Genomic DNA, 21,784 nt, shown 5'->3' on the forward strand with positions numbered 1-21,784 from the left:
GATCAGCAGGTGATCGAGGTGTCGCCGAGGACGCCGAGGGCGATTGTGGTTATCTGGCCGATGATGGGGCTGCTGTCGAAGTGGTCAATTCCGCCCTTCCCGGGTCCTCCTGCATCGGGCAGTACTTTAGTTGTGCGGACGAACAAGACAGTGGGTAGGCCAGCGGCCTTCACCTGCGACAGGGTCGCACTCACCTGCGCAGCACACATGCCGAAACCGCCATCTTCTCCGTCGCTCGGAGGTGCCGCCAGAATCGCTGCTAACGGGGTGGCGGACCACTGTGCTGACTTTCCCATGTGGCTATTGGCGGAGGCGTGCGTAAGGAAGCAGTCCTGAGCAAGCGCGGGACCGGCACTGAGGAGCAGGGCGGCTCCCGCCGCGGTGAGCGTGATGATGACACGTCGAAGCATGATTTCCCCTTCTAGAAACCGTCGAGATGACGGTCGGGCGAGGCTAACCCACTAGGCCAGTTCCGGCCAGCGGAAGTCGGGCGCCTCTGTTGGTGCGAATGTGAAGGCCGTTCAGCGGATGCTTGGGCACGCCTCCGCAGCGATGACGCTGGACACCTACACCGACCTGTTTGACGACGATTTAGACGACGTGGTCAAGCGTCTGGACTCGCTCGCCCGGATGAACCCGGCGCGGGAGAGTGAATCCATAGGGAATCCGACCTTTGCCACGCTAGTTTCGATGCAGGCGTGACACCGCTACAACCCCTGTGATTACTGGGTTGTAGCTCGGTGCCCCCGGCAGGATTCGAACCTGCGCCACCGCCTCCGGAGGGCGGTGCTCTATCCCCTGAGCTACGGGGGCCAAACCCGACAAGCCTAGCAGCGCGCAGGTCTTGACCATGCTCGGGCCAGGGGTGTTGCATGAGCTTGTCCGACCGCTATGCCGGTCGGTCGGTGCCGCCTTCGAATCGGTGGGGCGGATTACATCGGCCAGCCGGAAACCCGTGAGACAGGTACGCGCGGCTCAGCCCTCGCGCGAACTCCCGTCCGTAATCGGTGCGGTCCACTTCCACCGATAGAGGAGTTCCTCATGGCTGAAGTTGAGTACGTCGACGCCAGTTGCTTCTACCCGGGCAATCCCGTCGCCGCCGTCGACTCACTGAACCTCGAGATCGCCGACGGCGAGTTCATGGTTTTGGTCGGGCCGTCCGGATCCGGCAAGTCCACCGCGCTGCGCATGCTCGCCGGCCTCGAAGAGGTTTCGGCCGGCCAGATCAACATCGCCGGCAAGGACGTCTCGAACTCGCCGCCGAAGGACCGCGACATCGCGATGGTCTTCCAGAACTACGCGCTGTACCCGCACATGAGTGTCGGCGAGAACATGGGCTTCGCCCTGAAGCTCAAGGGCGTTTCGAAGGAGGACCGGCGCAAGAAGGTGGCCGAGGTGGCCAAGATCCTCGGTCTGGAGGACTTCCTCGACCGCAAACCCAAGGCGCTGTCCGGCGGTCAGCGTCAGCGCGTCGCGATGGGCCGCGCCATCGTCCGCGAGCCCAGCGTCTTCCTGATGGACGAGCCGCTGTCCAACCTCGACGCGAAGCTGCGCGTTGAGACCCGGGCCAACGTGGCGGCGCTGCAGGCCCGGCTCGGCACCACCACGGTCTACGTGACGCACGACCAGGTTGAGGCCATGACGATGGGCCACCGCGTCGCGGTGCTCAAGGACGGCAAGCTCCAGCAGTGCGACACCCCGCGCAACATGTACGACCGTCCGGTCAACGCATTCGTCGCCGGATTCATCGGCTCCCCGGCGATGAACCTGCGCACGGCCAAGCTCGTCTCTGGCGGTGCGCAGCTCGGCGACGTCGTCGTCCCGCTCCTGCCGGCCGTCATGTCAGCCGCCAGCGAGGCCAACATCAGCGAGGTCACCCTGGGCCTGCGGCCGGAGTCGTTCACCGCCGAGGACGCCGGGTCGGACGGAAAGGCCGCGACGCTGACACTCACGGTGGCGCTCGTCGAGGAACTCGGCGCCGACGCTTACGTGTACGGCACGCTGCCCGGCGATGACCCGGTCGCCGACAAGCACCTCGTGGTGCGCTTCGACGGCCGCGGGACCCCGTCGATCGGCGACAAGGTGCAGATGAGCTTCCGCCAGGACGAGGCCCACGTGTTCAACAAGGAGACCGGGCTGCGCCTCGGCTGATCTCCAGAGGCTGCCGGCCTTGTAAGGCCGGCAGCCTCAGGACGGCGGCGGCAACGAGCTGGCGCCGAGCGCGCGCAGCGTCTGCTCCATCTGGATGATCTCTGCGCTCTGAGCGCTGATCATCGCGCCGGCGAGCGCCCGGACCGACGCGTCCTTGGCGTGCGCCACCGCATAACGGGCCATGGGCAGGCCGCCCTGATGATGGTGGATCATCAGCTGCAGGAACAGGACGTCGAGGGCCTTGCCGTGCAGGGCCTCCAGCTTGTTCATCTGGGCCGGCGTGGCCATGCCCGGCATCAGCCCGCCGGCGCCCATGACCATGTGCTGATCGCCCATCCAGGCCATCGGTTGCGGGTTGTTGCGGGACTTCCCCCACTCGTCGAGCCAGCCCTGCATCTCGCCGACCTGGAAGTTCTGCGAGCTCTCGATGTCGAACGCCAGCACCTTCAGCGCGCTGTCGGTGGTGTTGTCGCGCTCGTAGGCGGCCATCGTGATGGCCTGGACGTGGTGGGTGGACATGTCCTGGGCGAACCCGACATCGACGGCAGACGGCCCGGAAGTGCCCGACGACGACCCGTTACCGATCAGCCAACCCGCCGTCCCGGCCAGCGCCAGCACGGCCACGGCCATGACCACCACGAGCGTCCGGCGAAGCCCGGCACCGCCCGCCGGAACCGGCGGTGCGACGGACTCGGACACGACGCTCACGTCAACGTCGATCAGCCGCTGGCCGGGGCCGACAGCGGGTGCCCGAAGGTGCTCGGGTGCGCCTTGAAGGTCGACTGCGCACACGAGGCTCCGTACTCCGGAGTCACCTTCTGGTTGTACTTCAGCGCCGAGATGAACTCGGCGATCCGGGGATCGGACGCCTTGTCCACGAACAGCTGGTAACCCCAGGACTGCAACGAGATCGGCGACTTGAGGTTCGGGTACGGCGACAACGCCATCCGGTCGACGCCGGCGACGTACGCCTTGAGGGCGGTGAGCTCAGACGCCGGCAGGGTCTTGGCGTTGTAGGTGATCCAGATGGCGCCGTGCTCGAGCATGTGCACGGCGTTCTCGTTGGCGATCGGCTGGGCATACACGGTGCCCGCGCAGTCGGCCCAGTACGGGCTGTGGTTGCCGCCGACGGGCGGTGTCGCGTCATAGTTGACTGTGCCCGCGACGTGGGTGTGCTGGGCCTCGACCTGGTAGGTGACGCCGCTGATGTGCTTCGCGGCGGCGAGTTCGGGCTGACGGTAGGGGTCGTTCTTGTCGACGCCCTTGGGGCCGCTCGAGCTGCTGCTGGACTTGTGCGTTGCCACGACGGCGATGATCACGACCGCGGCGAAGACGACGACCGCGGTCGCCGCCGCGATCAGGCCCCACGGCGTCTGCTTCTGATTGACGATCGACTTGGGCTTGCGGGCCGGTGGGCGCCCGGCCGGGCCACGACCGCCGTCAGCGGGAAGCTTGCGGTCGCTGACGGTCTTCGCAGCGCCCGCCTTCGTCGTCGACGTCGGGGCGGCGCCGGGCTTGCCGGCCGGGCGTGAGGTGCCCTTCTTCGCCGCGGGTTTGCCCGGCGGGGGTGACTTGCGCTGGGCCATGGGCCTGCCTTCTGCATTCGGGAACGGTCAGTAGCGATCAAAGGGACGGCACGTCCGACCCGCAAGTCTAGGTGCCACTCGATGGGTTCGGCCTGTGCGAGCCTGTGAAGCCGGGCGCAGACGACCTCCAGCGGGGGAAACTGGCCGCCGTGCGGCCACTAAGATTGCCCGGTGACCCCAGCCGACCTTTCCGCGGTACTCCGCGCCTGCGTCGCTGCCGCGGTCGAAGAGGGTGACTTCCCGGGCACGGTTCCCGACGAGATCGTCGTCGAGCGACCGAAGAATCCCGACCACGGGGACTACGCCACGAACGTCGCGCTGCGTCTCGCCAAGCCGGCCGGCCGGCCCGCCCGCGAGGTCGCCGAGGCCATCGCTGCCCGGTTGCGCGAGGCCGACGGCATCGCCAAGGTGGATGTCGCCGGCCCGGGGTTCCTGAACATCACCCTCGCGGCCGCCACCCTCGGGGCCGCCGCCCGCGACATCGTCGTGGCCGGCGAGCGCTACGGCCGGTCCGACCTGCTCGTCGGTCAGCGGATCAACCTCGAGTTCGTCTCCGCCAACCCCACCGGCCCGGTGCACCTCGGCGGCACCCGGTGGGCCGCCGTGGGCGACGCGCTCGCCCGGGTGCTGCAGGCGTGCGGCGCGTCGGTCACCCGCGAGTACTACTTCAACGACCACGGCGAGCAGATCGACAAGTTCGCGCGGTCGTTACTGGCCGCCGCCCTGCACGAACCCGCCCCCGAGGGCGGCTACGGCGGCAGCTACATCGCCGAAACGGCGGCCACCGTGGTGGCGGCGCACCCCGAGGTTCTGCACCTGCCACGGTCCGAGGCGCAGGAGTTGTTCCGGCGCGAGGGCGTCACGCTCATGTTCGACGAGGTGAAGCAGTCACTGCACGACTTCGGCGTCGACTTCGACGTGTACTTCCACGAGAACTCCCTGCACGAGTCGGGAGCGGTCGCCAAGGCGGTACAGACACTCAAGGAGTCGGGCCGGCTCTACTTCGCCGAGAATGCGTGGTGGCTCCGCACGACCGACTTCGGTGACGACAAGGACCGCGTGGTCGTCAAGAGCGACGGCGTGCCGGCCTACATCGCCGGCGACCTCGCCTACCTGCGGGACAAGCGTGCGCGGGACTTCGACCTCTGTATCTTCCTTCTCGGCGCCGACCACCACGGCTACATCGCGCGACTGAAGGCAGCCGCAGCCGCCTTCGGCGACGACCCGGACACCGTCGAGGTGTTGATCGGCCAGCTCGTCAATCTCGTCAAGGACGGCGTTCCCGTCCGGATGAGCAAGCGCGCCGGCACCGTCCTCACGATGGAGGACCTCGTCGGCGCGGTCGGGGTCGACGCGGCCCGGTACTCCCTCGAACGCTCACCCATCGATTCGACGCTGGACATCGACCTCGACCTGCTGGTCAAGCGATCCAACGACAATCCGGTGTACTACGTCCAGTACGCGCACGCCCGCACGGGCAACGCCAAGCGCAACGCCGCTGACGTCGGCATCGGTCTCGACGTGTTCGCGCCGGAGCTGCTGACCAGTCCCTACGAGGCGGCGCTGCTCACCGTGCTCGGCGACTTCCCCCGCGTCGTCGCGACGGCGGCCGAGCTGCGCGCGCCGCACCGGGTGGCCCGTTTCCTCGAAGACCTCGCCGGCACGTATCACCGGTGGTACGACAACTGCCGCATCATCCCGGTCGGCGACGGCGAGATCACCGACGTCAACCGCACCCGGGCGTGGCTCAACGAAGCGACCCGCGTGGTGCTGGCCAACGGCCTGCAGCTGCTCGGCGTCAGCGCTCCCGAGCGGATGTAGTCGAGATGTCGAGGAACGCCCACCCCGCCGGGCCGCGGCACGGCGACGTGCTGCCGGACCCGCACCCGTCCACCGCGCCGGTCGATCCGAACGCGCTCGATCCGGCGATCTGGCCCGCCTCGGCGCGCCGGGTCGACGGCGTTGTCTACCTCGGCGGCGTGCCGGTCGACGAGCTCGCCGCGGTCCACGGCACGCCGGCGCTCTTCCTCGACGAGGACGACCTGCGCAACCGGGCTCGCGCCTACACCGCTGCCTTCGACGGCGTGGACGTCTACTACGCCGGCAAGGCCTTCTTGTGCACGACGGTGGCCCGGTGGATCGCCGAGGAAGGCCTCGGCCTCGACGTCTGCACCGGTGGTGAGCTGGCAGTCGCGCTCGCGGTCCGGTTCCCGTCCGAGCGGATCGCCGTGCACGGCAACAACAAGTCGGTCGCCGAGCTGACGCGGGCGGTCTCCGCCGGCGTCGGTCACGTCATCGTCGACTCCTTCACCGAGATCGAACGACTCGCCGAGATCGCGGCGGCCGCGGGGGTGCGGCAGCGGGTGCTGATCCGGGTGACCGTCGGTGTCGAGGCGCACACCCACGAGTTCATCGCCACGGCGCACGAGGACCAGAAGTTCGGCTTCTCGCTACGCGACGGGTCGGCCGCGCGGGCGGTGGCGGCCGTGCTCGCGCTGCCCGCTCTCGAGCTGGCCGGCCTGCACTCGCACATCGGCTCGCAAATCTTCGAGACCTCGGGTTTCGAGGTGGCCGCGCACCGGGTCGTGGGCCTGGCCGCGACCATCCGCGACGTGCACGGCGTCCAGGTCGACGAAATCAATCTCGGTGGCGGTCTCGGCATCGCCTACGTCACCGGAGACGATCCCGAGTCGCCGAAGCAGACCCTTGAGCGCCTGAGCGGGATCGTCGAGCTCGAGTGCGCCAGCGTCGGGTTGCGCACTCCGCGGCTGTCCGTCGAACCGGGTCGGGCGATCGTCGGGCCGAGCGCGATCACCGTGTACGAGGTCGGCACCGTCAAGGACGTCACGCTCGACGGCGGACACACCCGCAAGTACGTCTCGGTCGACGGCGGCATGAGCGACAACATCCGCACGGCCCTGTACGACGCCGACTACACCTGCGTGCTGGCCAACCGCGAGTCGACCGCGCCGGCCACGGTGGCCCGCGTCGTGGGCAAGCACTGCGAGAGTGGGGACGTGGTCGTCCGCGACACCTGGCTGCCGGGTGACATCCGTCCCGGTGACCTGCTCGCCGTTGCCGCCACGGGGGCCTACTGCCGCAGCATGGCCAGCAACTACAACCACGTGCCGCGCCCGCCGGTGGTCGCCGTGCGCGACGGCGCGGCAAAGGTCATCGTCCGCCGCGAGACCGAGGACGACCTGCTCCGCCTCGACACCGGCTTTGCACCTTTCAGCGCTGCTGGCGGGGTCGAAAAACAGCCCGCAAAGGTGCAAAGCGGTGAGTAGGCCGCTGCGGATCGCTCTCCTGGGTTGCGGGGTCGTCGGGTCGCAGGTGGTCCGGCTGCTGGACGAGCAGTCCCGCGACCTGGCCGCCCGGATCGGCGCGCCACTCGAACTCGCCGGCATCGCGGTCCGGAGGCCGGCGCGGCACACCGATGTGCCCGCCCACCTGCTGACCACCGACGCGGCCGGGCTCGTCGCGCGCGACGACGTCGATCTCGTCGTCGAGGTGATCGGCGGCATCGAGCCGGCGCGCAGCTTGCTGCTCAGTGCGCTCAACGGCGGAAAGAGCGTCGTCAGCGCCAACAAGGCGCTGCTCGCCGACGACGGGGCCACCCTGCACGACGCCGCCGCGAAGGCCGGCGTCGACCTCTACTACGAAGCCGCCGTGGCCGGGGCGATCCCGCTGCTGCGTCCCCTGCGCGAGTCGCTGGCCGGCGACCGCATCATGCGGGTGATGGGCATCGTCAACGGCACGACGAACTTCATCCTGTCGCGCATGGACGCCACAGGGGCCGGATTCGACGAGGCGCTGGCCGAGGCGACCGCGCTCGGTTACGCCGAGGCCGACCCCACCGCCGACGTCGACGGTTACGACGCGGCCGCGAAGGCCGCGATCCTGGCCGGGCTGGCCTTCCACACCAGGGTCACCCTGTCCGACGTCCACCGTGAAGGGATCGGCGACGTCACCGCCGCCGACATCGCCAGCGCCAAGGCGATCGACTGCACGGTGAAATTGCTGGCCATCTGCGAGCGGGTCCAGGGCGCCGACGGCAGCGAGCGGGTCTCGGTCCGCACCCACCCGGCGATGATTCCCCGGTCGCATCCGCTGGCCGGTGTCGGCGACGCGTTCAACGCCGTGTTCGTCGAGGCCGACGCGGCCGGCTCGCTCATGTTCTACGGGCGCGGCGCCGGTGGCGCGCCGACGGCGAGCGCGGTGCTCGGTGACCTCGTGGCGGTGGCGCGAAACCGGGTCAGTGGCAGCCGCGGAGCGGGGGAGAGCTCGTACGCCGACTTGCCGATCCAGCCGATGGGTGAGGTGCTCACCCGCTACCACGTCGCGCTCGACGTCAACGACCAGCCCGGCGTCCTCGCCGGCGCCGCCCAAGCCTTCGCCGAACAAGGGGTCAGCATCCAGACCGTCCGCCAAGAGGGCCGTGGCGACGCGGCGACCCTTGTCCTGGTGACCCACTCAGCCACCGACGCCGCACTCAACGCCACCGTGCAGAAGCTGGCCGGGCAGCCGTTCGTCCGCCGCGCCGCCGGCGTGCTGCGGGTCGAGGGGATGCCCGGTGACTGACGCACCCGCCTACTGGCCCGGCGTGATCAACGCCTTCCGCGATCGGCTGCCGGTGACGGGCAAGACCCCGGTCGTCACCCTGTTCGAGGGTGGGACGCCGCTCCTACCCGCCCGGGCGCTGTCCGACCTCACCGGCTGCGAGGTCTACCTCAAGGTCGAGGGCGCGAACCCGACCGGGTCGTTCAAGGACCGCGGCATGACGATGGCCATCTCCAAGGCCGCCGAAGAAGGCGCCAAGGCCGTCATCTGTGCCTCCACCGGCAACACGTCGGCCAGCGCCGCCGCCTACGCCGTGCGGGCCGGGATGCAGTGCGCGGTGCTGGTGCCGCAGGGCAAGATCGCGCTCGGCAAGATGGCGCAGGCCCTGGTGCACGGCGCCAAGCTGCTCCAGGTCGACGGGAACTTCGACGACTGTCTCGAACTCGCCCGCAAGCTCGCCGTCGACTACCCGGTCGCCTTGGTGAACTCGGTCAACCCGTTCCGGCTGCAGGGCCAGAAGACGGCGGCCTTCGAGATCTGCGACGTGCTCGGGCGAGCGCCGGACGTGCACTGCGTCCCGGTCGGCAACGCCGGCAACATCACCGCCTACTGGATGGGTTACCAGGAGTACGCGGCCGACGCGATCGTGCCGAGCACGCCGCGGATGTTCGGCTTCCAGGCCGCCGGCGCGGCGCCGATCGTCACCGGGACGCCGGTAGCCCGGCCGATGACGATCGCCACCGCGATCCGCATCGGCAACCCCGCTTCGTGGACGTTCGCCGAGCACGCGCGCGACGAGTCGAACGGGCTGATCGACGCGGTCACCGACAAGCAGATCCTCGAGGCGTATCGCCTCGTCGCCCGCAGTGAAGCGGTGTTCGTCGAGCCGGCGTCCGCGGCCAGCGTCGCGGGCCTGCTCGCCACGGCCGCCGACGGCCGGCTGCCGCGGGGGTCGACGGTCGTCTGCACGGTCACCGGCAACGGCCTGAAGGATCCCGAGTGGGCCATCTCCGGAGCGCCTAAGCCGATCACCGTTCCGGTCGACGGGCACGCGGCGGCCCAGGCGCTCGGCCTCGCCGTCGGATGAGCGAGTTCGTACTCGGCCCGGTTCAGGTGCGCGTGCCCGCCACCAGCGCCAACCTCGGGCCCGGCTTCGACGCCCTCGGCATCGCGCTCACGCTGCACGACGCAGTGACTGCACGGGTCATCGACAGCGGGCTGACCATCGACGTGCACGGCGAGGGCGGCGCGCTGGTGGCCCGCGACGAATCGCACCTGGTGGTGCGCGCGATGCGCCGCACGTTCGCCGTGCTGGGTGGCGAACCGGCCGGTCTCGCCCTCGAGTGTCACAACCGCATCCCGCACAGCCGCGGTCTGGGTTCGTCGGCGGCCGCCGTCGTCGCCGGAATCCTGCTGGCCCGCGCGCTGGTGGCCGATGGTTCGGTGCGACTCCCGGCCGGCGAGGTGCTGGCCCTGGCCTCGGATCTCGAAGGCCATCCCGACAATGTCGCCCCCTGCCTGCTCGGCGGGTTGACGATCGCGTGGGTACAGGGGACCGCGCGGGCGGTGCGACGCGACCTCGATCCCGCGATCGTTCCCGTTGCCCTCGTCCCCCCGTTCACGGCCTCGACCGAACTGGCCCGCGGGCTCTTGCCCGACACCGTGCCGCACGGTGACGCGGCCTTCGCCGCCGGCCGGGCCGCCCTGCTCGTGGCCGCGTTGACCGGGACACCGCAGGCGCTGTTCGACGCGACCGAGGACCGGCTGCACCAGTCGTATCGCGAGCCGGCGATGCCCGACAGCCTCCGGCTCGTTCGCGACCTGCGGGCCGGCGGGTACGCGGCCGTGATCTCCGGGGCCGGCCCGACCGTGCTCGTCCTCGCCCGCGGCGACGTCGAAGCGGCCGAGGTCGCCGCCGCCGGTCCACCCGATTGGACGGCGACGGTGCTACCGGTCGATGCGGCTGGTGCCCACGTGGTCGACTAGCTCGACGTCAGAACCGGCTGCCGGCGCCTCCGCAGGGGCGCGCCCAGTTCGTGCAGATAGGACAGGGCGGCCGCGTACGAGCCGAACAGCGAGGTCTCGGTGTAGTCGATCGACTGCTCGTTGCAGTAGGACTTCACCATCGCCTGCGCCTTGCGCAACGAGGGCCGGGGCATGCTCGGGAACAGGTGATGCTCCACCTGATAGTTGAGCCCGCCGAGCAGCAGGTCGGTGAACCAGCCGCCCCGCACGTTGCGGGAGGTCAGAACCTGCCTGCGCAGGAAGTCGACGCACTCGTCCGCGCCGATGATCCGCATGCCTTTGTGGTTCGGGGCGAACGAACAGCCCATGTAGAGGCCGAAGACGCCCTGGTGGATCGCGATGAACACCAACGCCTTCACCGGCGAGAGCACGAGCAGGACGCCGGCCAGGTACGCGGCGAAGTGCGTCCCGAGGAGCACGAGCTCGACGGTGCGCGCGCGGCTCCGCTTGCCCTTGGCCAGGTACTGGACGCTCGCGACGTGCAGGTTGAAGCCCTCGAGCGTGAGCAGCGGGAAGAAGAGGTACGCCTGGAAGCGGGTGATCCACCGGCCGAAGCCGCCGGTGCGGCCGGCGACCGCACCGGTGGTGAACGCGAGTACACCCTCACCGATGTCGGGGTCGGAGTGTTCCTTGTTCGGGTTGGCGTGGTGCTTGTTGTGCTTGCCGACCCACCAGCCGATCGACAGGCCGGTGAGCAGGTTGCCCGCGATCAAGGCGACGAAGTCGTTGTTACTACGCTTCGCCGCGATCTGCTGGTGGCCTCCGTCGTGGCCGAGGAAGCCGACCTGCGTGAAGACGAGCCCGAGGACGGCAGCTACGATCGTCGAGTACCAGGAGTTCCCGACGAGGACGAGCGCGGTCCATGTGCCTGCATAGGCGAGGACGACTAGCGCGATCCGGGCCGAGTAGTTCACGCGACGGCGGTCGAGAAGGCCTGCCGCGCGAATCTGTTTGCTGAGTCCGGCGAAAGAACTTCCGCGCGTCGCCAATGTGTCAGTCATTGCCAGCCTCCGAGCAGTGCTGCCGAACGCGCGGTGTGCGAAGGCCAGTAATTCCTATCCTTCCCGTACGAGGTGGGAAATACCAATGCGCACTCCGCCGATCCATACCTGCTACGGTTGTTCTCGGTTGTCCGCACCGCCCGTGGGGCGGTGCTATTGCGCAGGTCTTCTTTCGTTTCGAGAGCCAGGCACGTCGCACGACCCGGGGTCACACGCGGTGTGCGGCCTCGTCCACTCGAATGAGAGAGATCAGCAATGAGTCAGGGAACCGTCAAGTGGTTCAACAGCGAAAAGGGCTTCGGCTTCATCACGCCGGACGACGGCGGCAAGGACCTGTTCGTCCACTACTCGGCCGTCGAGGGCTCGGGTTACCGCAGCCTCGATGAGAACCAGCGCGTGGAGTTCGACTCCGAGGTCGGCCAGAAGGGCCCGCAGGCGGTCAACGTCCGCGCCATCTGAGGCACGCAGCACTTCCCGGTAAGGGGCGGTTCCGCATTCGCGGAGCCGCCCCTTACCGCATCTCCGGGAACAGATCTCGGCGTACCGGTGTTGCCGCTGATATCCGGACCGTCTAGGCTTCGGATGCCAGCAAGGCCAGAGAATCCCGGGCCTGCGCCACTCCCGCTCGATATCCGTTGCGGCGCCACACGGATCAGCGGCGGACCTGTGACAGCGTGCTGACGATCATTTCAGCTTCCCGGCGCTCGCCGGGAGAACCGGACCCAGCCGGAACACCGGCGCGGTCCGACGAATCCGGTGCGGCTGCACCCCCAAGAGAGAACGCAGCGCGCCGACACCTTGGAAAGGTTCCGAACCCGTGACCGACACCAAAGAGCAGACCCTGCCTGTCGCCGTAGAAGAGTCGGCCCCCGCTGACGCTCCCGCGACCAACGGGACTGCCGGCCGCACCGCGTCCCGCGCTGCGGCATCACCATCCTCGAAGACTCGAGGCGGATCGCTGTCGACCATGCTGCTTCCCGAGTTGCAGCAGGTCGCCAGCAGCCTCGGCATCTCCACCACCAAGAAGAAGAAGAGCGATCTCGTCGCCGAGATTCAGGCTGCGCGCAGCGCCTCGAACGGTGCCGCCCCGTCAACCGCTGCCGAGGCGCCGGCTTCCCGGCCGGCCCGGCGCAAACGGGCGCCGCGAAACCAGGCAGCTGACTCCCCGGCTGCCCCGGCGACCGAGAGCCCGACCGCGGCGAGGGCCGACGACGGCGAGTCCCGCGACACCAGCGCGCGTGAGGCCGGCCAGTCCGAGTCACCGCGCGACGGTGAGCGGCGCCAGCCGCAGGACCGCTCCCGCAACCAGAATCAGCCCGACGGTGGCCGCCAGGGCACCAACCAGCCCGACGGGGGCCGGCAGGGCGGGCAGAACCGCCAGAACCAGGGCGAGCGCCAGAACCAGGGCGAGCGCCAGAACCGGCAGAACCAGCCGCAGGGCACCAACCAGCAGCGCAACACCGTCGACGACGATGACGACGACTTCGACGGTGGCCGCCGGCGCGGCCGTCGCTACCGCGACCGGCGAGGCCGCAACCGCCAGGGTGGCGCCGTCGGCAGCGGTCAGGGCGGCAACGACGTCGAACCGACCGTCACCGACGACGATGTCCTGGTTCCCGTCGCCGGCGTGGTCGATTGCATCGAGGAGAAGAACGCCTGGTTCGTCCGGGTCGAGGGGTTCTTCGCCAGCCCCGACGACGTCTACGTCGCGAACTCGTTCGTCCGCCGCTTCGGGTTGCGCCGGGGTGATGCCGTCACCGGCGCCGTGCGCCAGCCGCGCGACGGTGAACGGCGGGAGAAGTACAACCCACTTGTGCGCCTGGACACAATCAACGGCCGCAACCCCGACGAGGCGAAGAACCGTGTCGAATTCACCCGGCTGACCCCGCTGTACCCGCAGGAGCGGCTGCGGCTCGAAACCGAGCCGCACATCCTGACCACCCGGGTGATCGACCTGGTGATGCCGATCGGCAAGGGCCAGCGGGCGCTGATCGTCTCGCCCCCGAAAGCCGGCAAGACCATGGTGCTGCAGGCCCTCGCCAATGCGATCGCGACCAACAATCCCGAATGCCACCTGATGGTCGTCCTCGTCGACGAGCGGCCCGAGGAGGTCACGGACATGCAGCGGTCGGTCAAGGGTGAGGTCATCGCCTCCACCTTCGACCGCAAGCCGATCGACCACACCACGGTCGCCGAGCTGTCGATCGAACGGGCCAAGCGGCTCGTCGAGATGGGTCACGACGTCGTGGTGCTGCTCGACTCGATCACCCGCCTGGGCCGCGCGTACAACCTCGCCGCGCCGGCAAGTGGCCGGATCCTGTCCGGCGGCGTCGACTCCACCGCGCTCTACCCCCCTAAGCGGTTCCTCGGGGCGGCTCGGAACATTGAGAACGGCGGCTCCCTGACGATCATCGCGACCGCGCTCGTCGAGACCGGCTCGGCGGGCGACACGGTGATCTTCGAGGAGTTCAAGGGCACCGGCAACGCCGAGCTCAAGCTCGACCGCAAGATCGCCGACAAGCGAGTGTTCCCCGCCGTCGACGTCGACCAGTCGTCCACCCGCAAGGAAGAGATCCTGCTCTCGCCCGACGAGCTGGCCGTCACCATCAAGCTGCGCCGGGTGCTGCACGCACTGGACCCCCAGCAGGCGCTCGACCTGCTGCTCGACCGGCTGCGCAAGACGCACACCAACATCGAGTTCCTGATGCAGATCGCGAAGACGACGCCCGGCCAGGAGTGAACTCGGACGGCGATCCGCCACTGCTCCGCCACCGCCCGGCGACGGCTCGCAAGGGTTTAGAGGTGCCGCCGACGACCCTCGGCGCGGCCTCGTACTATCCCGCCTAGGACGGCGATGATAACGCTCTCACAACTTTTTCCACGTGACGCGGCCCACTGTGGAATCCTCCTGCAAGCGCTTCCCGAAAATGCGCTCGTCATCGACAGAGGGACGGAATCGACACATGCAGATGAAGCGGACCAGCGCGGCGGTCGCCGCGGTTCTCGCGCTCACAACGGCGGCTGCGTGCAGCAGCAGCAAGAAGTCCGGCGGATCCGGGGGGTCGAAAGCGGCGGCGCTCCCGGCTGGCTGTTCGGCCTACCAGGCCTACGCCGGCCACAAGGGCAGCACGGTCACGATGTTCGGGTCGATCTTGTCGCCGGAGTCGGACTCGCTGAACAAGTCGTGGGCTGAGTTCTCCAAGTGCACCGGCATCACGATCAAGTACACCGGCTCCAACACCTTCGAATCCGACCTGCCGGTCAAGGTCAACGGCGGTAACGCACCGAACCTGGCGATCATCCCGCAGCCCGGTCTGCTCAAGCAGATGGTGGCAACCGGCTCGGTCAAGAAGCCGCCGAAGCAGACGGTCGCCAACGAGTCGGCCTGGACGTCGGTGTGGAAGGGCTACGGGTCGGTCAACGGCACGTTCTATGCCGCGCCGATGAGCGCGAACATGAAGACGATGGTGTGGTACTCACCGACCTTCTTCAAGCAGCACAACTACACCGTGCCCACCACCTGGGCGGACCTCATGTCGCTGTCGGCCAAGATGGCGACCGACATGAAGGCGTCCGGCGGCAAGCCATGGTGCGGTGGCATCGGCTCGGGCACCGCGAGCGGCTGGCCGGCAACTGACTGGCTCGAGGAGACAGTGCTCGGCAGCTTCGGCGGCCAGGTCTACGACGACTGGGTGGCCCACAAGGTCAAGTTCTCGGACCCCCAGATCCAGCAGGCCATGAAGACCATGCAAAACTGGATGCTGAACCCGAACTGGGTCAACGGTGGTCACGGTGACGTCAAGACGATCGCCACCACCACCTTCCAGAACGCCGGCGTGCCGATCCTGAAGAACAAGTGCGGCATGCTGCAGCAGGCGTCGTTCTACGAGGCGCAATGGCCGAAGGGCACCAAGTCGGGCCCCGACGGTGACGTGATGGCGTTCTACCTGCCGCCGGTCAGCCCGTCGGTGAAGACGCCGGTCGAGGGCGGCGGCGAGTTCGTCACCGCGTTCTCCAACAGCCCGGCCGTCCAGGCCGTGCAGAACTACCTGTCGACCGCAGCCTGGGCCGAAAGCCGGATCAAGGTTGCCCATGGGTGGGTCTCGGCGAACCAGAAGGTCGACAAGTCGCTCTACACCGACCCGATCGACCAGCTGTCGGCGAAGTACCTCACCGACGCGAACTCCACCTTCCGCTTCGACGCCTCGGACCTCATGCCGGCAGCCGTGGGCTCCGGTGCGGAGTGGAAGCAGATGGTCGCGTGGTTCGGACAGGGCAAGAGCGCGTCGGCGGTCGCCAGCGCGATCGACGCGGCGTGGCCGCAGTAACCGGGTGCACCGGAAGTAACACCAACCTGTAAAAATCGCGGCCCGCAGGCATTGCCTGCGGGCCGCGATCAGGCCAGATTGAGTTCTTCCGCAGGAGCTACCGGAAGCGAGGCATCACGTGGCAACCCATTCCGTCGTGCTCGCCAGCACATTCTCCGATTCCGTGTCGCGCCTGTGGAGCGTGCTCGAAGCCGTGGGTGGCTTCCTAGCGATCCTCATCGTCGTTTTCTTCGTGGCCGGGCGGGCGACGGGTCGCCTCCAGAGGCCGGTCACCATCCTGGTCTGCCTGGGTCCGGCCGTGCTGCTCGTCGCAGTCGGGCTGATCATTCCAGCCATCCAGACCACGCTCACCAGTTTCAAGAATCAGCAGTTCCTGGGTGAGAAGGCCTGCCCGCCCCATCCCGACCCGGGCTTCGCCTGCGTCAAGGGCGTCGGGCTCAAGAACTACAAGTACGCCCTCAACGATTCCTACACTCTCGCGACCTTCCGGCACACCGTGCTGTGGTTCGTGATCGTGCCGGTGGTGACCGTCGTCGTCGGCCTCCTCGCCGCGCTGCTGATGGACCGCATGCGGCACACCGCGCTGCCGAAGACGCTCATCTTCCTACCGACCGCGATCTCACTCGTCGGTGGTTCGGTCATCTGGTTGAACATCTACAACCCGCCGCCGACCGGCTTGCTCAGCGCCGCAGTGTCGCAGCTCGGGTGGAAACACCCGCCGAACTGGCTGTTGTCGTCCCCCACCAATCTCTATCTGGAGATGGTGATCCTCATCTGGATCCAGGCCGGGTTTGCGATGGTCGTCCTCAACGCGGCGCTGAAAGCCATCCCCGACGACGTCCTCGAGGCGGCGCGGATGGACGGCGCGACCGGCTTCACCCTGTTCCGCACGGTCCAGGTGCCGATGATCCGCACGACGATCATCGTCGTGCTGACAACCATCATGATCATGACGTTGAAGGCCTTCGACATCGTCTTTACGCTCTACAACGGCAACTTCAACACCGACGTGTTGGCGAACCAGCTCTACGGACAGATGTTCGTGACCAACCAGGTGAGCCGAGGCTCGGCGCTCGCGGTGATCCTCTTCCTGTGCGTCACGCCGTTGGTCATCTTCAATATCGTCCAACTGCGTAAGGAGCGTGCGCGATGACCACCACGCCCCCTCCGGTGCCTGACCTGGTCGCGTCGAAGCCGGCATCGCCGCAGCCCCTGCACGGACCGGCTGCGACCAAGGCGGTGCGGACGGCGTTCTCCCATCCGATCGCGTCGCTCGCCGTGACGCTGATTGCGGTGCTGTGGACGATTCCGACGTTCGGGTTGTTCGTGAACTCGTTCCGGTCCAAGCAGGACGCGGCGACCACGGGGTGGTGGCACTTCTTCTCTCACCCGTCGTTCAGCTGGGCCAACTACAACCACGTGCTGTTCGGCGAAGGCGGAACGATCCTCCCGTTGGTCAACTCGTTGGCCATCACCATCCCGGCGACGATCATTCCGATCTTCATCGCTTCGATGGCGGCCTATGCCCTGGCCTGGGTCCGATTCAAGGGCAGCGACGCGATCTTCTTCACCATTTTCGCGCTGCAGATCGTGCCGCTGCAGATGGCACTCGTCCCGCTACAGCGGTTCTACAACTACGGCGCGCACCTGGGCTCCTTCACACTCTTTCCAGGAAAGACCGTCACGGGGCTGGCGCAGCTCTGGGTCTCACACACGATGTTCTCGCTGCCGCTGGCGATCTTCCTGTTGCACAACTTCATCGCCCAGCTGCCCGACTCGCTCGTCGAGGCGGCTCGCGTCGACGGAGCCAGCCACCTCCGGATCTACCGCAGCATCGTGCTCCCGCTGGCCGGTCCGGCCATCGCCTCCTTCGCAATCTTCCAGTTCATCTGGGTGTGGAATGACCTGCTGATCGCCAAGACGTTCGGAGCCTCGGATGCCTCCAGTCAGCCGATTACGGCTCGCGCCCAGACTTTGGTGGGCTCCTTCGCGGCGCACCCCGAATATTTGGCGCCGATGGGATTCATCACGATCGTCGTGCCCCTCGTGGTCTTCCTGATCCTGCAGCGCTTCTTCGTCAGGGGCCTGCTGGCGGGGTCGGTGAAGGGCTGACGTCAGCCGATGGGACAACGGACCTCACCAGGGCAGTGTTGGGTCCTGTGTCAGCTCGAGCAGCACGGCGGACGACGGCTCGTCCGAGACCGGTCCCACCGCGCCGAAGGTGATCGTCCAGCCGGTACGCGTCAGGCTGGACACGATCGAGACGACGACCTTGCCGTCCGTGCGGGACGCCACGGTCGTCTGGTCGAACAGGTTCTTCGTGGCGCGCGCCGGCGAGGCAATCGTGGCGACCAGGGTGGAACCAGAGCCGTTGCTCGCCCGCAGTTCGAGGCTGCACATACCGGTGAACTGGTTCAGGGTGCGACCCACGTCCCGCACGGCATAGTTCGGCAGCGCCTTCCGTACGGCGGCCTCGAGCCTTTGCTCCGGCATGTCGCCCACGGGCACCACAGCGCAGGAGCCGGCAGCCGACGCCGAGCGGATGTAGTCACCAAGTGGGGTCCGGTCCCGCGCGGACGCGGCGACCATGTCCACCGCCTGATCGTCGGCGAAATGCGGCGACGACGTCGGCGCCGCGTCCGGCCGGCCGGGCGCAGGCTTCGGCCCCACTCCCAGCAGGAAATATCCGGCGGCGCTCAGGCTCCCGACGGTGAGGGCGGCCGCCCACCGGGTCAGTCTCGGGATGCGGCCGAAGCGGTCCGCCCACCGCTGCTGCAGGAGGCCGCTGCGGCGATCGGGCCCGAGATCGAGGAGGTCCTCGGGCCCCGCTCCCGGCGTCGGGCCCTCGAACCCGGCCGGTACGTCCTCGTACAGGGCCATGTGCGCCACTGTCCGCCGAAGTAATACCTGAAGCAACGGCCTTGGTCCGTCCTGTCGCGTTTGCCGGTGAATTCGGTCTCGCTCGTGGGCAGAAACCCGTGGAGCACAGCGACGGGAGGGTTCACGTGAGCACCGCTACGGACTCGGATAAGACGGTCGTACGAAGTCTCGTTCCGGCCCGAATGGACCGGCTGCCCTGGACCCGGTTCCATTGGCTCGTCGTCGTGGGCCTTGGAGTTTCTTGGATCCTGGACGGGCTGGAGATCCAGATCGTCTCGCTGATCAGCCCGATCCTGGGCAAACCCGGAACCCTTCATCTGACGCCCGGGCAGATCGGCTTTCTCGGCTCCGGCTACCTGATCGGTGAGGTCGTCGGCGCGCTGTTCTTCGGCCGGCTCACCGACATGCTGGGCCGCAAGAAGCTGTTCATCGTCACGCTGGCCATCTATCTCGTCGGCAGCGGGCTCGGCGGATTGGCGTGGGACTACTGGTCGCTGCTGTTCTTCCGCTTCATCGCCGGAACGGGTATCGGCGGCGAGTACACGGCCATCAACTCCGCGATCGACGAGCTCATCCCCTCGAAGTACCGCGGCCGTATCGACATCGCGGTGAACGGCACCTACTGGGGCGGCGCCGCCATCGGCTCGGCGATGGGTCTCTACCTGTTCAACACCGGCAACGTGCCGCTCAACTGGGGCTGGCGGATCGGCTTCTTCATCGGCCCGGTGCTCGGCCTCATCATCATCTTCCTGCGCCGTACCATTCCCGAGAGCCCGCGCTGGCTGATGACGCACGGTCGCAATGACGAAGCCGAGCAGACCGTCGACGACATCGAGGCGCGCGTGAAGCACGGTCACCGGGAGCTCGAGCCGGTCGATGAGAGCAAGGCACTAGAGGTGACCGAACACCCGCGCCTTGGCTTCGTGACGCTGACGAGGGTGTTTTTCGGCGAGTACCCGAGACGCTCGATCTACGGGTTCACGATGATGGTGACGCAGGCGTTCCTCTACAACGCGATCTTCTTCAGCTACGGCCTCGTGCTCACCGTTTTCTACAAGGTTCCGTCCGCCAGCCTGCCCTACTACTTCTTCCCGTTCGCGATCGGGAACCTCGTGGGACCGTTGCTGCTCGGCCACCTCTTCGACACGATCGGCCGCCGCAAGATGATCCTGGCGACCTACGGCGTGTCGGGTGTGCTGCTGATCATCTCGGCCTGGATGTTCAACGCGGGCATGTTGTCGGCCACGACGCAGACGGTCTTCTGGTGCGTGATCTTCTTCTTCGCCTCCGCAGGGGCATCGTCGGCCTATCTAACGGTCAGCGAGATCTTCCCGCTCGAGTTGCGCGGACAAGCGATCTCGTACTTCTTCGCCCTCTCGCAGGGCGCCGGCGGCGTGGTCGCACCGTGGCTGTTCGGTCACCTGATCGGCGGCGCGAACAACAAACACGTCCATACCGGTCCGCTCACGATCGGCTACCTCATCGGAGCGGCCATCATGATCATCGGTGGACTGGTCGCGTGGTTCATCGGCGTCGACTCCGAACGGAAGTCGCTGGAGGACATCGCCAATCCGCTGTCGGTGTCGAAGCGGCCCGAAGGCGGACTCAGCCCGGCCGGAGCGACAGCATGAGCGCGGCCAGCGCGGCCCCGGTCGTGGTGGGGGTCAGCCCCCGCACCGGCTCCCCCTCGGCCCTTCGGTGGGCGGCGGACTACGCGCTGCTGCGCCAGGCGCCGATGGTCGCGGTCATGGCGTGGCGCCCGCCGCGCGCGCCGGCCGCCCCCGGAGGACGCCCACCCGGTTCGTTGCTGTCCGGCGGTCTGCCGGACCCGGAGCACGAGGCGGCCGAGCAGCTCGAGGGCTACGTGACTGCGGCCCTCGGCAAGGGGCACGGGGTGGAATGCAAGACCGTGCGCGGCAACGAGGTGTCGTCACTGCTCGAGGCCGGAGCCGAGGCGCAGCTGCTGGTGCTCGGCGAGCCCCGGCCGGGACGGATGGCGTCGGTGCGGACGGGACTGGTCGCTCCGCAGCTGGTCACCGGGGCGACCTGCCCGGTCGTCGTCATGCCCAATTCGGCCGGGGCATCGCTGACCCAGGCGATCGAGTCCACCGTCGAGCGGGCGAAAGCACGGGCCGCGGCCCCGGAATAGCAAGCCCCTGGGCGGCGTTCTTTCCGCGTTTGGTCGTGCCGGCATCCTCCTGGCAGACTGAACGGTCGGCGCGGAACGCGCTCGACCACCACCCGGCTCCGGTTCACGTCCACCTTCAGCGGCGGGCGACCCGGCGGCCAGCAGAAAGGGACCCGGTAATGAAGCAAGGCATCCACCCCGAGTACGTCGTCACCCAGGTGACCTGCTCGTGCGGCAACTCGTTCACCACGCGCAGCACCTCCAAGAACGGCGAGCTGCACGCGGACGTCTGCTCCGCCTGCCACCCGTTCTACACGGGCAAGCAGAAGATCATGGACGTCGGCGGCCGCGTCGACAAGTTCGAGAAGCGCTACGGCAAGCGCGTCCGGAACTCCTAGCTGTTCCGACGGCGCCCGCTCCCGGATCTCCGGGGCGGGCGCCGTTGCTATGTCCCCGGCTTTGCACCTTTCAGCGCCGCTGAAAGGGCCGAATCGGGACACTGAAAGGTGCAAAGCGAGGAGGTTCGGACGTGAGTGAGTCGATCGGGAAGTTGCCCGAGCTGCTGACCGAGTACGCCGAGGTCGAGAAGGCGCTGTCCGACCCCGCGGTGCACGGTGACACCGCGCGGGCCCGCAACCTCGGCCGGCGTTTCGCCGAGCTGGCCCCGATCGTCGCGGCCGCGGGCGAGCTGGACACGGCTCGGGAGAACCTCGGCGCGGCGCGCGAGCTGGGCGCCGAGGACGCGTCCTTCGCCGCCGAGGCCGACGCCCTCGTCGTGCGAATCGAGGAGCTGGAGGCCCGGTTGCGGCAGCTGCTGCTGCCGAAGGACCCGAACGACTCGAAGGACGTGATCCTCGAGGTCAAGGCGGGGGAGGGCGGCGAGGAGTCGGCGCTGTTCGCCGGGGACCTGCTGCGCATGTACCTCCGCTACGCCGAGCGGCAGGGCTGGACCACCGAGGTGCTGGACGACGAGCCCACCGACCTCGGCGGCAAGAAGTCGGTCACCATCGCCGTCCGCGCCCGCAAGCCCGATCAACCGGTCTGGGCCAAGCTGAAGTACGAAGGTGGCGTGCACCGCGTCCAGCGGGTGCCGGCGACCGAATCGCAGGGCCGCATCCACACGTC

Annotated in this window: 20 protein-coding genes, 1 tRNA gene and 1 pseudogene; 16 read left to right on the plus strand and 6 right to left on the minus strand. The window is 68.1% G+C overall.

Features of this window, described 5'->3' with window-relative positions:
- Nucleotides 1-2: 2 nt before the first annotated feature.
- Nucleotides 3-410 carry a hypothetical protein gene (locus tag ABR571_RS00060; RefSeq protein WP_409451139.1) on the minus strand — a complete coding sequence of 136 codons (408 nt, stop codon included), beginning with the start codon at nt 408-410 and terminating at the stop codon, nt 3-5.
- 85 nt (nt 411-495) lie between these two features.
- Here ABR571_RS00060 and ABR571_RS00065 point away from each other — a divergent pair.
- A pseudogene (locus ABR571_RS00065) lies at nt 496-702 on the plus strand (site-specific integrase); the annotation flags it as partial.
- A 39-nt stretch (nt 703-741) separates the two neighbouring features.
- Here the strand turns inward: ABR571_RS00065 and ABR571_RS00070 are convergent.
- Nucleotides 742-813: transfer RNA gene (locus ABR571_RS00070), tRNA-Arg, on the minus strand.
- Nucleotides 814-1,041: 228 nt separating this feature from the next.
- On the opposite strand from ABR571_RS00070, the gene ABR571_RS00075 reads away from it, so the two are divergent.
- Nucleotides 1,042-2,151 carry an ABC transporter ATP-binding protein gene (locus ABR571_RS00075; protein ID WP_409451140.1) on the plus strand — a complete coding sequence of 370 codons (1,110 nt, stop codon included), beginning with the start codon at nt 1,042-1,044 and terminating at the stop codon, nt 2,149-2,151.
- 36 nt (nt 2,152-2,187) lie between these two features.
- Here the strand turns inward: ABR571_RS00075 and ABR571_RS00080 are convergent, their stop codons facing one another.
- Both ABR571_RS00080 and ABR571_RS00085 read right to left on the minus strand, forming a co-directional pair.
- The gene (locus ABR571_RS00080; RefSeq protein WP_409451141.1) at nt 2,188-2,850 is read right to left on the minus strand and encodes a DUF305 domain-containing protein; all 663 of its coding nucleotides are present in this window, start codon (nt 2,848-2,850) and stop codon (nt 2,188-2,190) included.
- Nucleotides 2,851-2,870: 20 nt separating this feature from the next.
- Nucleotides 2,871-3,737 carry a DUF3105 domain-containing protein gene (locus ABR571_RS00085; protein WP_409451142.1) on the minus strand — a complete coding sequence of 289 codons (867 nt, stop codon included), beginning with the start codon at nt 3,735-3,737 and terminating at the stop codon, nt 2,871-2,873.
- 171 nt (nt 3,738-3,908) lie between these two features.
- On the opposite strand from ABR571_RS00085, the gene argS reads away from it, so the two are divergent.
- The 5 genes from argS to thrB are packed head-to-tail and all read left to right on the plus strand — an operon-like array spanning nt 3,909 to nt 10,283.
- Nucleotides 3,909-5,558 carry an arginine--tRNA ligase gene (argS, locus tag ABR571_RS00090; protein ID WP_409451143.1) on the plus strand — a complete coding sequence of 550 codons (1,650 nt, stop codon included), beginning with the start codon at nt 3,909-3,911 and terminating at the stop codon, nt 5,556-5,558.
- A gap of 5 nt (nt 5,559-5,563) precedes the next feature.
- Nucleotides 5,564-7,024 (plus strand): diaminopimelate decarboxylase, encoded by a 1,461-nt coding sequence (lysA, locus tag ABR571_RS00095; RefSeq protein ID WP_409451144.1) that lies wholly within the window; start codon nt 5,564-5,566, stop codon nt 7,022-7,024.
- A 4-nt stretch (nt 7,025-7,028) separates the two neighbouring features.
- Nucleotides 7,029-8,318, plus strand: a complete 1,290-nt coding sequence (locus ABR571_RS00100; protein ID WP_409451158.1) for a homoserine dehydrogenase — start codon at nt 7,029-7,031, stop codon at nt 8,316-8,318.
- A complete protein-coding gene (thrC, locus tag ABR571_RS00105; RefSeq protein WP_409451145.1) occupies nt 8,311-9,384 on the plus strand; it encodes a threonine synthase in 1,074 nt (357 codons plus the stop codon). The genes ABR571_RS00100 and thrC overlap by 8 nt, the downstream gene beginning before the upstream one ends.
- Nucleotides 9,381-10,283 (plus strand): homoserine kinase, encoded by a 903-nt coding sequence (gene thrB, locus ABR571_RS00110; RefSeq protein ID WP_409451146.1) that lies wholly within the window; start codon nt 9,381-9,383, stop codon nt 10,281-10,283. The genes thrC and thrB overlap by 4 nt, the downstream gene beginning before the upstream one ends.
- On the opposite strand, the gene ABR571_RS00115 is transcribed toward thrB, so the two are convergent.
- Nucleotides 10,280-11,236 carry a fatty acid desaturase family protein gene (locus ABR571_RS00115; protein ID WP_409451147.1) on the minus strand — a complete coding sequence of 319 codons (957 nt, stop codon included), beginning with the start codon at nt 11,234-11,236 and terminating at the stop codon, nt 10,280-10,282. The two genes, thrB and ABR571_RS00115, sit on opposite strands and share 4 nt — an antisense overlap.
- 342 nt (nt 11,237-11,578) lie before the next feature.
- On the opposite strand from ABR571_RS00115, the gene ABR571_RS00120 reads away from it, so the two are divergent.
- From ABR571_RS00120 to ABR571_RS00140, 5 genes are all read left to right on the plus strand, one after another.
- A complete protein-coding gene (locus ABR571_RS00120; RefSeq protein ID WP_409451148.1) occupies nt 11,579-11,782 on the plus strand; it encodes a cold-shock protein in 204 nt (67 codons plus the stop codon).
- 358 nt (nt 11,783-12,140) lie between these two features.
- Entirely contained in the window at nt 12,141-14,063 is a 1,923-nt protein-coding gene (gene rho / locus ABR571_RS00125) for a transcription termination factor Rho (RefSeq protein ID WP_409451149.1), read from the plus strand.
- Nucleotides 14,064-14,286: 223 nt separating this feature from the next.
- The gene (locus ABR571_RS00130; RefSeq protein ID WP_409451150.1) at nt 14,287-15,651 is read left to right on the plus strand and encodes an ABC transporter substrate-binding protein; all 1,365 of its coding nucleotides are present in this window, start codon (nt 14,287-14,289) and stop codon (nt 15,649-15,651) included.
- A 118-nt stretch (nt 15,652-15,769) separates the two neighbouring features.
- The gene (locus ABR571_RS00135) at nt 15,770-16,804 is read left to right on the plus strand and encodes a carbohydrate ABC transporter permease (RefSeq protein WP_409451151.1); all 1,035 of its coding nucleotides are present in this window, start codon (nt 15,770-15,772) and stop codon (nt 16,802-16,804) included.
- Entirely contained in the window at nt 16,801-17,763 is a 963-nt protein-coding gene (locus ABR571_RS00140; RefSeq protein ID WP_409451152.1) for a carbohydrate ABC transporter permease, read from the plus strand. The genes ABR571_RS00135 and ABR571_RS00140 overlap by 4 nt, the downstream gene beginning before the upstream one ends.
- 24 nt (nt 17,764-17,787) lie before the next feature.
- On the opposite strand, the gene ABR571_RS00145 is transcribed toward ABR571_RS00140, so the two are convergent.
- Nucleotides 17,788-18,531, minus strand: a complete 744-nt coding sequence (locus ABR571_RS00145) for a hypothetical protein (RefSeq protein WP_409451153.1) — start codon at nt 18,529-18,531, stop codon at nt 17,788-17,790.
- Nucleotides 18,532-18,713: 182 nt separating this feature from the next.
- On the opposite strand from ABR571_RS00145, the gene ABR571_RS00150 reads away from it, so the two are divergent.
- The 4 genes from ABR571_RS00150 to ABR571_RS00165 all read left to right on the plus strand — a co-directional run.
- Nucleotides 18,714-20,162 (plus strand): MFS transporter, encoded by a 1,449-nt coding sequence (locus ABR571_RS00150; protein WP_409451154.1) that lies wholly within the window; start codon nt 18,714-18,716, stop codon nt 20,160-20,162.
- Nucleotides 20,159-20,680 (plus strand): universal stress protein, encoded by a 522-nt coding sequence (locus tag ABR571_RS00155; RefSeq protein ID WP_409451155.1) that lies wholly within the window; start codon nt 20,159-20,161, stop codon nt 20,678-20,680. Before ABR571_RS00150 ends, ABR571_RS00155 begins: the two co-directional genes overlap by 4 nt.
- 158 nt (nt 20,681-20,838) lie before the next feature.
- Nucleotides 20,839-21,057 carry a 50S ribosomal protein L31 gene (gene rpmE / locus ABR571_RS00160; RefSeq protein WP_409451156.1) on the plus strand — a complete coding sequence of 73 codons (219 nt, stop codon included), beginning with the start codon at nt 20,839-20,841 and terminating at the stop codon, nt 21,055-21,057.
- 131 nt (nt 21,058-21,188) lie between these two features.
- Nucleotides 21,189-21,784: PCRF domain-containing protein (locus ABR571_RS00165; RefSeq protein ID WP_409451157.1), on the plus strand; the 596-nt coding region annotated here is incomplete at its 3' end.

It is taken from the genome of Jatrophihabitans sp., from assembly GCF_046262535.1.
Taxonomy (GTDB): Bacteria; Actinomycetota; Actinomycetes; order Mycobacteriales; family Jatrophihabitantaceae; genus Jatrophihabitans.